At 51.9% G+C, this 11,102-nt stretch carries 12 protein-coding genes and 1 pseudogene; 5 read left to right on the top strand and 8 right to left on the bottom strand.

Annotated features, from left to right (window positions below; genetic code table 11):
• Positions 1-232, bottom strand: a pseudogene (locus tag PPL9_RS33620) (hypothetical protein); the annotation flags it as partial.
• Between the two features lie 192 nt (positions 233-424).
• On the opposite strand from PPL9_RS33620, the gene PPL9_RS23250 reads away from it, so the two are divergent.
• Positions 425-697: a DUF6460 domain-containing protein gene (locus PPL9_RS23250; RefSeq protein ID WP_057464942.1), complete on the top strand. Its 273-nt coding sequence runs from the start codon at positions 425-427 to the stop codon at positions 695-697.
• Between the two features lie 26 nt (positions 698-723).
• Here the strand turns inward: PPL9_RS23250 and PPL9_RS23245 are convergent, their stop codons facing one another.
• Positions 724-1,287, bottom strand: coding sequence for a TetR/AcrR family transcriptional regulator (locus PPL9_RS23245; RefSeq protein WP_057464941.1), 564 nt, complete (start codon positions 1,285-1,287; stop codon positions 724-726).
• 157 nt (positions 1,288-1,444) lie between these two features.
• The gene (locus PPL9_RS23240; RefSeq protein WP_057465029.1) at positions 1,445-2,284 is read right to left on the bottom strand and encodes a histone deacetylase; all 840 of its coding nucleotides are present in this window, start codon (positions 2,282-2,284) and stop codon (positions 1,445-1,447) included.
• Positions 2,285-2,566: 282 nt separating this feature from the next.
• Here PPL9_RS23240 and PPL9_RS23235 point away from each other — a divergent pair, with 282 nt between their 5' ends.
• Positions 2,567-3,898 carry an MATE family efflux transporter gene (locus tag PPL9_RS23235; RefSeq protein ID WP_057464940.1) on the top strand — a complete coding sequence of 444 codons (1,332 nt, stop codon included), beginning with the start codon at positions 2,567-2,569 and terminating at the stop codon, positions 3,896-3,898.
• 73 nt (positions 3,899-3,971) lie between these two features.
• On the opposite strand, the gene PPL9_RS23230 is transcribed toward PPL9_RS23235, so the two are convergent.
• From PPL9_RS23230 to PPL9_RS23215, 4 genes are all read right to left on the bottom strand, one after another.
• Positions 3,972-5,009: an NAD(P)-dependent alcohol dehydrogenase gene (locus tag PPL9_RS23230; protein ID WP_057464939.1), complete on the bottom strand. Its 1,038-nt coding sequence runs from the start codon at positions 5,007-5,009 to the stop codon at positions 3,972-3,974.
• 127 nt (positions 5,010-5,136) lie between these two features.
• A complete protein-coding gene (wrbA, locus tag PPL9_RS23225; protein WP_057464938.1) occupies positions 5,137-5,736 on the bottom strand; it encodes an NAD(P)H:quinone oxidoreductase in 600 nt (199 codons plus the stop codon).
• 214 nt (positions 5,737-5,950) lie between these two features.
• A complete protein-coding gene (locus PPL9_RS23220) occupies positions 5,951-7,057 on the bottom strand; it encodes a quinone-dependent dihydroorotate dehydrogenase (protein WP_057464937.1) in 1,107 nt (368 codons plus the stop codon).
• The gene (locus PPL9_RS23215) at positions 7,058-7,399 is read right to left on the bottom strand and encodes a DUF952 domain-containing protein (RefSeq protein ID WP_057464936.1); all 342 of its coding nucleotides are present in this window, start codon (positions 7,397-7,399) and stop codon (positions 7,058-7,060) included.
• Between the two features lie 212 nt (positions 7,400-7,611).
• Here PPL9_RS23215 and PPL9_RS23210 point away from each other — a divergent pair, with 212 nt between their 5' ends.
• From PPL9_RS23210 to PPL9_RS23200, 3 genes are read left to right on the top strand one after another with little or no spacing between them, the layout of a single operon-like run.
• Entirely contained in the window at positions 7,612-8,256 is a 645-nt protein-coding gene (locus PPL9_RS23210; protein ID WP_057464935.1) for a helix-turn-helix transcriptional regulator, read from the top strand.
• A gap of 15 nt (positions 8,257-8,271) precedes the next feature.
• On the top strand, positions 8,272-9,168 hold the full coding sequence (locus PPL9_RS23205; RefSeq protein WP_057464934.1) for a thermonuclease family protein: 897 nt from the start codon (positions 8,272-8,274) through the stop codon (positions 9,166-9,168).
• Positions 9,169-9,204: 36 nt separating this feature from the next.
• Positions 9,205-10,374, top strand: coding sequence for a calcium:proton antiporter (locus PPL9_RS23200; protein WP_057464933.1), 1,170 nt, complete (start codon positions 9,205-9,207; stop codon positions 10,372-10,374).
• On the opposite strand, the gene PPL9_RS23195 is transcribed toward PPL9_RS23200, so the two are convergent.
• Positions 10,312-11,088, bottom strand: coding sequence for an SGNH/GDSL hydrolase family protein (locus PPL9_RS23195; protein WP_082597058.1), 777 nt, complete (start codon positions 11,086-11,088; stop codon positions 10,312-10,314). The genes PPL9_RS23200 and PPL9_RS23195 overlap by 63 nt on opposite strands.
• Positions 11,089-11,102 lie beyond the last annotated feature (14 nt).

Raw genomic sequence — 11,102 nt, 5'->3', positions numbered from 1 at the left:
CCTGGCGGTCCCGCAGTACATAGAACCCCAAAATCTGTTGTCCTGAGACGAGTTTGAAGGTGTCTTCACAGACAAAGCTGTTCAGGAAACGTTCGCGCGCTCGGTCAGGGTCGAAACGGCCCAGCGCTTCAAGGCTTTCGCGCATGGACTGGACGCGGATGTTTGCGAGGAGATCTGCGTCTTCCGGTTCCGCAGCGTAGACAATAAACGGCACACCAATAACTTTCAGCAATAACCTGAGCGTACAATTTGGATTTGCATCTATGCAATATCCCTCAGGCTTCCTATATAGAAATCAATGTTAAGCAGTATGCACTAAACTTAGGACAGTCAAACTGCTTTGACCTTTTATTGCAGTGCGTTTCCTTATCCGAAAAGCGGTTTTCAGCATTCGGGGATACGCGTTGGTGTAGCGGAGATTTTGATGTCAAACGATAAGTTCAACCGTTTTCTTGGAGACTCGCCGGGGCGCGTTCTCATTCGGCTGATTTTTCTATCGTTGATTGTCGGGATTGTTTTGTCTGCGCTGGACTTTTCACCGCTGAGCCTGATCTATTCTGTGCAGGATTTCTTTGTCAGGATCTGGAATATGGGCTTCTCAGCGATTGAACGCTTTGGCTCCTACTTCTTCCTTGGAGCCATCGTCGTGGTGCCACTGTGGTTCATTACTCGCCTTATGAACTGGCGCGGGCGTTAACCGCGCCTGCTCCGGCAGAGAAACCACTACTGCATACAGATGTTGTGTATGTTGGTTGACAGGTTGTCGAAGATCTCCGGATCTTCGCTCGTGTTGCCAATCAAAACGGCAACTTCCAGTGCTGCAAGCACGAAATCGGATTTCACCAGCGCTTCTTCAGAGGACCAGCTGCCACTGTATTCCAACAGGTCCGCCAACCAGACACGGTTGCGGCGCGCGAAAGTCGCAGCAAGTTCCTGAAGCTCATCCGGCAGTTCTTCATCCTTGTCGCCCAGCACTGCTGAGAGGAACAGCTCACCACCGTCTGCCATGCCTGCCTGAAAGGCGGCAATGTAGGTATCCAGCGCTCTGCGAAAGTGAAGAGTTTGCGTGGCAGGGTCACCCAGGATCTGCAGGAAGCGGTCGATATACCTTTGCAGCACGGCATGCTCTACCCCCTTTTTGGAAGAGAACATTTTCGAGATATCCTGCTCGCTTGTTCCAGTACTGCTGGCAAGCTGGTCGACATCCAAGCCCAACAGCCCGCTTTCCCGGATCATGTAATCCGCAGTATCCAGTACAACGCTTCTATTGGTGACTACAACACCCATATGTGTCTCCTAGCCTTCCGAGGCATTTTATTTGCACTTTACGGAGGGGATACTGCGCATTTTTCATAAAATGGCAAGACACATTTACCTATTCAGTTCTTAATGGTGGAATATTACATTTAACTAAAATTTTATATAAATAGGACTTGTTTTTGAATCATAAGTACTTCGCTGCCACTCGGTACAGATTTGAATGCCGGTTAACCAATAGTCGAAGATTATACGAATAACCACCTCCCAGCACACCTGCAAGTGGAAGCCCCTCATTCCTTACCAGTTTAAAGACCAGTTCCTCTCGTTTTCGCAGCCCCTCATCAGAGAGTGCAAGACGCCCTAAACGGTCATCATGATGAGGGTCGACACCCGCATTGAAGAACACCAGGTCAGCTTTGAAACTGGTGAGAACATGTTTGAGCGCCCCCTCCAGGATCTCAAGATATTCGTCATCCTCCATGCCATCGGTCAGGGGTACATCCAGTGTGGAAGCTTTCTTACGGACGGGGTAGTTCTTTTCTGAATGGAGGGAAAGTGTGAAGACGCTGGTGTCATGGGCGAAGATATCAGCAGTCCCGTCTCCCTGATGGACATCCAGATCAACAATGAGCACGCGGCGTACCATGCGCATGGCCTGTACCGCCCTCACTGCAACGGCGACATCGTTGAACACGCAAAACCCTGCTCCTTGTGCAATACGGGCATGGTGCGACCCACCGGCAGTGTTGCAGGCGACGCCATGCTCCAGTGCCAGCATTGCTGTGAGCAGAGACCCACCTGTTGCGCATTGCGCACGGAAGGAAACGCTTTGGGTCATAGGAAAGCCGATCTCACGCGCGATGGCGTGAGGAACATTACAGCTGAGAACCTGATCGACATAGTCTTTTGCGTGCACCCGCAGCAGGTCTTGTCTGGAGATTGGTTCCGGCTCGTGGAAATCATAGAGTGCACCGTCTGGATCGGTTTGCTTCAACCATTGAGCCAATTCGGCATATTTGCGCATTGGGAACCGATGATTTTCGGGAATGTCTGCCGTGTAGGCTGGATGGTGCACGATTGGGAGCTTCACAGGGGCAGTACCTTCTTAGAATTCGCTTTTACTTTCTCGTTTCCTTATCCGAAAACCGGTTCCCACGTTTCGGAGATACATTCTTATCTATAGCAGTTCTGCGCAATATGGTATGGACAAACGCAGAACAAACAAATATGCAAATGATACTTTGATTATCCAATCCATTTTGAGCTGCTTGCTGGTGCTGCACTCGTGCGTTTGAAGGTTTCCCGCGTGTCTACAAGTTTCAAGGTGACGAACCGCTCTTTCCTTGCGCTCGCCGTTCCTATGACACTGGCGTATATCTCCACTCCTTTATTGGGGCTGGTTGATACCGCGGTGATTGGACAGTTGCATGATGCTGCCCTTTTGGGTGGTCTGGCTGTTGGTACGATCCTTTTTGATGTAATTGGCGCTTTCTTCTACTTCTTGCGAGCCGGAACGACAGGCCTTGCCGCACAGGCTCTTGGTGCCAACAATGGCAATGAACTGCGTGCAGTGCTCGCCCGTGCCCTTTTGCTGGGTATTATTGGTGGCATTGTCGTCATCTTTTTACAGTGGCCGCTTCTGACGTTTGGCTTGCCCATTATTGGCGGGACGGATGCGGTGCAGGAAGCTGCGGCGACATACTTTGCGATCCGTGCGTTTTCAGCACCGTTTGTGCTTGCCAACTATTCCATTCTTGGTTGGTATCTGGGCCTCAGCAAAGCCGGTATCGGACTGCTCATTCAGACCTTCCTGAATGTCATCAATATGGTGCTTTCTGTTGTGTTTGTGCTCGTGTTTGACTGGGGCATTCCCGGTGTCGCTGTGGCAACCTTTATTGCCGAGATGCTGACATTTGGCCTTGGTCTTTTTCTGATCAAGCGCGAGCTCCACGGCGCACGCCTGCCTTCGTTTTCTCAGATCATCATTTGGGAGAAACTGAAGCCGATGCTGGCCCTGAACCGGGACATTATGATCCGGTCCATGGTGATGCTGTTTGCCTTCGGCTTCTTTACCTCTCGCAGTGCTGCTCAGGGAGAAGTGGTGCTTGCCGCCAATGCTGTGCTTGAGAAGTTCATTCTGATCGCAGCATTCTTTCTGGATGGTACGGCATCAGCTGCAGAACAGGTGATTGGGCAAGCAATCGGGGCCAAACAGCGGACTGCCTTCCGCAAAGCCCTGCGGCTCTCCATCAGTTGGGGCTTTGGGCTTTCCTTTGGCGCGGCAGTCGTGTTGTGGGTGGCTGGCGGACCGGTTATTGACCTACTGACAACGCATACAAAGGTGCGAGAAACAGCGCGTACCTATATGATCTGGGCTGCACTGACGCCGATCATTGGCACACTGGCCTTTCAGATGGATGGTGTATTTATTGGTGCAACATGGTCTCAGGATATGCGGAACTCTGTTGTGGTCTCCACCATCCTGTTTCTTGCCAGCTATTACCTGCTTTATCCGCTCTACGGAAACCACGGCCTGTGGTTCTCATTGCTGGTGTTCTTCGGGGCGCGTGGTTTGACCCTTAGTTATCTCTGTGTGGTTCGCGAACGCCAGTATTTTGGAGCTCTCCAAAAGGCATAATTTCAGGACTTCCTCAGCTGAAAGCAGCTTTTCTTGCCCGATATGCATACCCGGGCAAGACGCAAGTCACGTGCTAAGCAATGTCGATGGTGACTTTGCCCATGTGCTGTGCCTGATCCATGTAGGCATAGGCTTCGTCGATCTGGGACATGGAGAACGATTTGTCTATGAGCGGTTTGATCTGGTGCTTGGAGACAAACGCACACAGGTTCTCAAAATAAGCACGGGAGCCGACCAGAACGCCTGATAGCGACGAGTTATTCAGGACAAGCTGGCTGATATTCTCAGGGGCGTGTGCCCAACCAGTCAGAACACCCACTTGTGTAATCAGGCCATGTGCGGCAACGGCACGTATGGATCGCTCCAGCGTTTCCTTACCGCCAAGGTCCAGAACCACATCAGCGCCATGCCCATCTGTCAGTTCTCTCAGTTCGACATCCCAATCTGGTGTTGTTTTATAGTTGATCGTTATGTCTGCTCCCATCTCCTTTGCTTTCTCCAGCTTTTCATCTGAGGAGCTGATGAGGACAACGCGGGCTCCAAACGCTTTGGCGAGTTGCAGAGCGAAGATGGCAACACCACCCGTGCCTTGTATCAGAACGGTATCTTCTGGTCGCAAAGCCCTGTGTTGTTCAAAAAGGGCATGCCATGCTGTGACGCCAGCGCAAGGGAGTGTTGCTGCTTCCTGAAAGCTCATATGATCAGGAACCTGCACAAGGGTATCCTGATGAAACTTCGCTTGCTCTCTTAAAACGCCCGGCTGATCAGCTGAGCTGATTGCGGAAGATAATGCGCTTGGCTGGAATGAGCCATCGAGCCAGTCCTGAAAGAAGGTTGGCATGACACGGTCTCCAACAGACCATTTTGTGACTTGCTCACCTACAGCAATGACTTCCCCTGCCCCATCGGACAATGGCACAAGATCCGCTGGCATTTCACCGTACTGGCCTTTTCGGATCATCTGATCTCGTGCATTCAGGCTTGCGGACTGCAGAGCAATCTTCACTTCGAATGGTCCAAGCGGTTCTGAAGGGAACCTGTGGGAGCTGAATGTGTTTCCGTTTAAAACGATGCCCTGATGATGATTTTGCGCGTGATTAGGAACGGTCATTGAATGATCTCTTAATGAAATATATGAGGCAGGCCTTGGCTGCCTTGAAGGTTTTGTTGAGTTGATGCGCCTGATCACACAACGCAGGCAACGTGCTGCTTGATGTGATCAGGCGTGGCACTTGCTTTTAGCTGGCAAGTTTGCTTGCAATTGTTGCGACGTGGCGCCCCTGGTCACGGGCCAGTTTCAACTCATCCTCACTTGGCTGGCGAGAGCCATCCGGGCCAGCAAGGGTGCTGGCGCCATATGGGGAACCACCGCGCACTTCAGTGATATTGAAGAGTTCCGGACTTGAGTACGGCAGGCCAACAATCATCATGCCGTGGTGCGCCAGTGTCGACCAGAAGCTGGTGATGGTTGTCTCGTTACCACCACCTGTTCCAGTGGATGTAAACACCGAGCCGACTTTACCAATCAGCTTGCCGCCAGCCCACAACCCTCCGGTTTGATCCAGAAAGTTACGCATCTGCGATGCCATATTGCCAAAGCGCGTTGGGGTACCAAAGATGATGGCGTCATAATCTGCCAGCTCACCTGGCTGCGCGATCGGCGCCTTTTGATCTAGCTTGAAGTGACCGTTTACAGCAACTTCTTCCGGCACAAGTTCCGGTACGCGCTTTACAACCACAGTCGTTCCAGCGACATCTTCAGCCCCCTCACGGATGGCCTCTGCCATGGTTTCGATGTGGCCGTAGCTTGAGTAATATAAAACGAGAACTTTGGTCATGGGTCTTCCTTCATGTTGCTCTTACAGTGAAGGTAAAGCACCGACATAAATGAACAATATCACATTAAATAGAATGTCTGTTCATTATATATTGACAGTTGTAGAGATTTTCGTGCCACTCAGTGGACGGCGGATATCTTTGGCTGGTGTTCTCACAATGAAAAAGGCCAGACTTCCTGCGAAGCCCGGCCTCACTTATCGATAGGTGTGAGCCTCAGTTCTCCAGCGATTTATCAGCCCAGATGTCATTGTCGATGCCGACAAGTTCCTGCAAGTTGGCAACCTTGCGGGCAGCAACGAGGCGGGACAGATGGTGGTTGATCTTCTTCACCAGCGTTTGTCCTTCATAAACCATGCCGGAATAGAGCTGTATCTGGTTTGCGCCTGCAAAGATCTTCGCTGCGGCTTTTTCTGGTGTGTCTACACCACCGACACCAAAAAGCGGCAGATCCGGACCGACTGCACGTCGGGTTTTCGCCAATGCAATGGTGGCTCGTTCAAACAGCGGTGCGCCTGACAACCCGCCTGCTTCTTTGGCCTGCAGCTGATCCTTCAGCGTGGCTGGACGGGCGATGGTGGTGTTGGAGACAATCATACCATCGACCTTGCTGGTCAGGACGACTTCTGCGATCTCTTTCAGCGCCTCGTCTGTCACGTCTGGGGCGATTTTGAGCATGACAGGCACCTTACGGCCTAAGCGGTCTTCCTGCTCGTTGCGCGCTTCCATAATGGCGGTGAGCAGATGCCCCAGTGCATCCTTCTCCTGCAAGTCCCGCAGGCCGGGTGTGTTGGGAGAGGAAATATTGGCCGTCAGGTAATCCGCCAGTTCTGCAAAGCGCTTTACACCCAGAACATAGTCCGCAACACGATCCTCTGAAAGCTTGTTGGCGCCAACGTTGATGCCGAGCACTCCTGGTGTGTGGCCTGCTTTGCGGATGCGCTCGTAGACGACATCGTGACCGTCATTGTTGAAGCCATAGCGATTGATTACGGCGCGATCTGCACTCAGGCGGAAATTCCTAGGCTTTGGATTACCTTCCTGTGGCAGAGGGGTGACCGTTCCCACTTCAACATGGCCAAAGCCAAGTTTCATCAGTGGTGTGATGGCTTCGGCATTTTTGTCGAAGCCTGCTGCCATGCCCACCGGGTTCTTAAAAATCAGATCGCCCCACTTGTATTCGAGAGCCTTGTCCTCGATCTGGCTGAATGTGGGCGCGAGACCTGAGGCCAGCATCTTGATGGTTGCGTTGTGGGAGGTCTCCGGGTCCAGACAATGCAGTGCCCGGATACCAACTTTGTTTATGAGGTTTTCAATCGACATTTACAGCTCCGGAAACTCGTGATTGCCATTTGCATCCAATGGCAAAGGTTTGACCCATATAGCTTTGGAGGCGGGAAACTTGCCATAGAGATGCGGAAAGAGCGTTCCACCCCGGGAGGCTTCCCACTTCATCTGCTCTTCAGGGAAATCTTCGCTTTCAACGGCAATCAGCAGCAAGTCGGTTTGTCCCGCAAAGTACAACGCTGCTGTTTCTTTTACGGTCTCGGCGCTGGAAAAGTGGATATAACCATCGGCCAGATCGATCGGTGCACCCGCAAAGAAACCGGCTGCTTCAGCTTCTTGCCAAAGCGCCTTGGGGGCGATCTTGAATATGAGGGACATGGGACTTGCCTTTCAGGAGAGACGTCTACTCAACTGAAGTCATGCTCTTACATCCACAAATCAGTGGCTGGCAACCCCTCTCTTTCGTCTAGAGCTTGCAATAGGATTTTATTCACCACATACAAGATTTCTTTGAGATCCGGTCGCAGTTGGCTTTTTAAGTCATATCTGCGTTCGTTTCAGGTCACGCCGTTGCTGCCGCAGGAGGATATATGCTGGATCACGAACACCTTTGGGCCGCACTTGATAAACTGGCTGCGCAGCATCAACTGACGCCTTCAGGATTGGCGCGCAGAGCTGGGCTTGATCCGACCTCTTTCAATCCTTCCAAGCGGTTCGCTGCGGATGGTCGTCCGCGTTGGCCTTCTACGGAGTCGCTTGCCAAGGTGCTGGAAGTCACCCAGATGTCTTTCTCGGACTTTGCCGCTTTGCTACAAGATAAAACCGAGATCTCAAGTACACATTTCAGGTCTTTTCCAGCTTTTCTTTGCACTAGTGATGAGTTGAGGGAGGTTGATCCGCAGCAGCTTTCCGATTTTCAGTTGGATAAATTCTGCGATAGCTTCATTTTTCCGAGTTCTCAGAGTGAGAAATTCTTCGCGCTTGAAGTTTCGAGTAATAGTTTTGAACCATACTACAGGGAAGGACAAATTCTCATCGTCTCTCCCGAGGCTTCTTTGCGGCGGCATGATCATGTTTTGATAGCAACCAAATCCGGAGATCTTCATTGCGGTGCTTTGCAACGGCAAACAAACGAGCGCATTGAATTTCGACGGGACACTCCTGACGATAAGCCAAGGGTGGTTCAGGTTGCAGATCTGGTTTGGGCAGCAAGAATTTCATGGGTGAGCCAATAAGCAAACAGGGCGCTTATGCGGATTACCAAGACCACAAGTATTCTTTTTGGAGCTTTGCTTCTTGGCGCCGGGTTTTATGCGCTGACAGAATACAATGCAGCGACAGCCCTGCGTGGGAATGCGCGCACATTGTACCGCCCTTCTTCGTTTCCTGTTGAGCATAAGCCGACGGCAGAAGAGAAGCAGCGGGAGCTGGCTGCGCTTGAAGCTGCCCGCGTTGCAGCTGAGGCAAAAATTCCCAAGACGCCGCTCAAGCATCCTCAAACACTTCGCAATGTTGGCGGCAGTCGCACGCCCCCTCCTCCTGTAACGACGCAGCTCCAACGCGTTGCACATGTTAAAGTACCTCGCAAATCCAAGCAGCCTCCTCCGAAGGAACTCGTGCTGTATCGCCCTGTTGCCGTTGACGGTGCAACTCTAAGTGATAAAAAGAAGAGAATATCCCTTCATCACATTCAGCCTGTACCGCTCAGCACAACATGCCCCAGTGAAGATGGTGAAAGATGGCCGTGCGGTATCAGAGCACGGACGGCTTTGCGTGCTTTTATCCGCCAGAAGCGTGTCACCTGCTCAGATATGAAATCAGTGCAAACAGATGAATATGCTGCTTCCTGCAGTGTGGGCAAACATGATCTTGCCACTTGGCTGATTGAAAATGGTTGGGCCAAGGCTGAACGGGATGCGCCAGATTCACTGAAAGAGATCGCGGCACGGGCTCGGTGGTCTGAGCAAGGCATCTGGCGTTCCAAGCTGGTTCAGCTGAGCGAGGATGAAACCGCAACACTGGTAAACTCCTGGGAGGAGCTGGATGATGACAGCACCTCAACCACACCACTGGTGATGGAAGGAGAGCCTGCAATAATCTGGCGTCCACGCAACAGCGCGGCTGCGGAGACGTCTGCCACCGAATAATTCACTTTTTACAGGGCCTTGGAGAATAAAAACATAATGTCAGGGGTTTGGAATACACTTAAACGAGAGGCCTGCTTTCTTGCAGGTGCTGCAACCACAGCCTTCTTCTTTCTGGCTGGGGCGGATCTCTTATTGCCCACCTCTGCTCTCTTTGTGCAGATGTTCTGTTTCATCTGGCTTTTTGGTGTCATGTTGTGGTGCGCCTTTGGCGTGGTGCGCCATGCAGACTGTCTGGCAGTCATTCTTGGTGAGCCTTACGGAACGCTGATCCTGACGCTCTCGGTGATCGGCATTGAGGTCTCCCTGATCGTTTCTATTATGCTGACAGGTGGGACGAATGAGCCTCTGGCCCGGGATACGATGCTGGCGGTGCTCAATATCGTGCTGAATGGCATGGTGGGCATCAGTCTGCTTCTGGGAGGGCTCAAGTACGGGGAACAGCCTTTCAACACACAGGGCGCCCGCTCTTTCCTTTCAGTCCTTATTCCGCTCGCTACTTTTTCTCTGATCCTTCCCCGCTATACGACCTCAACAGCTGACCCTTCCCTTTCGACGGGACAGCAGATCTCGTTTGCGGTGATGATCAGTCTGCTCTATGCGATCTTCCTTGCCACTCAGAGCATCCGGCATAAGTCTTTCTTCATTCAACCTAAACCACACTCTGGTGTGGCGCTGTCCTTCTTGATGGCGAAGGATGAAGCTGAAGACGATAAGCATGCTCACGATGATGATGATCATCATGACCTGGAGATCTATTCAACCAGCTATCACGCGATCTTCCTGATCCTGACCATGCTGCCGATTGTTCTGCTTTCCAAAAAGTTCGCGGTGCTGGTGGACTTTGGCATTGCCAGCTTTCATATGCCTGCTGCGTTTGGTGGTGTTCTCGTTGCGCTTCTGGTTCTTACTCCTGAAGGCTTGGGCAGCTTCCGTGCGGCGCTCTCAAACAGGTTACAACGCTCCGTGAACATCTGTCTTGGATCAGCTCTGGCGACCATCGGTTTGACAGTTCCGGCTGTTCTGATCGCAGCCGGGATCTTTGATATTCACATTGTGCTGGGTGTGAAGGATACGGACATGATCCTGCTGCTCCTGACACTCATTTTGAGTATGATCACGTTTACCGGCAGCCGAACGAACGCCCTACAGGGCGCTGTCCATCTGGTGTTGTTTATCTTCTACTTCATTCTGATCTTCCAGCCCTAGCAGATCACGCTTAACCAACTCGTTGATCACATGATCCACCCAGTGCTGATTACCAATCGGCGCTGCGTGGATTCCGTCCTCGCAGAAGCCCTCAGCCGTGATCCCCGGAGTGACGGAGATAGCAATGGCACCGCGCTCATGGCACAGCTGTGTACCGACACGATTGATCATCTGTCGGCGAGGTTCCAGAACAGCACCTAATCCCCACGAGAGCGCGGGCACGTTCATTGGTGACATGAGGTTGGACCAGTAAATCCGGGCATGAGGGTACTTGCTACGCAATGCATAAATCAGCTCGCCGAACCCTTTCTTCCAGGCTTTGCCAGAGCGGAAGTTCTTCAGGTCATTAAAACCGATACTGATGTAAATGTGTGTGTAATCGGTGTGCGGCAGATTGGGGACGACCACATCACGGATTTGGCTGGAGGTTGCAGAGTTGTTGCCAGCAGCCCGCCATTTAACAGGCCGTCCGGATACCCCTGCCATTTTGTGAGCCATCTTACAGGTCAAGCCATTTGTCGTGTGGTCCAGCCCCACTCCAGCAACGGAGGAATCGCCAACAACAAGCAGATTGATCAACTGGCCCTGACCGGGAACCGCACCAAATTGCGGTCCTGGTGCTGGTGACAGCCTTAAGGAATTAGCACGGGCACGTAAGCCTTCGAAAATGTAGACGGGTAAAAGCGCACAAGTTAGCCAGCTAGGAAAAGACATTAAAAAAGCCCCCT

The organism is Pseudovibrio sp. POLY-S9 (assembly GCF_001431305.1).
GTDB lineage: Bacteria > Pseudomonadota > Alphaproteobacteria > Rhizobiales > Stappiaceae > Pseudovibrio.
The sequence above is the reverse complement of the archived record's forward strand: the minus strand, read 5'-3'. Positions and strand labels throughout refer to the sequence as shown.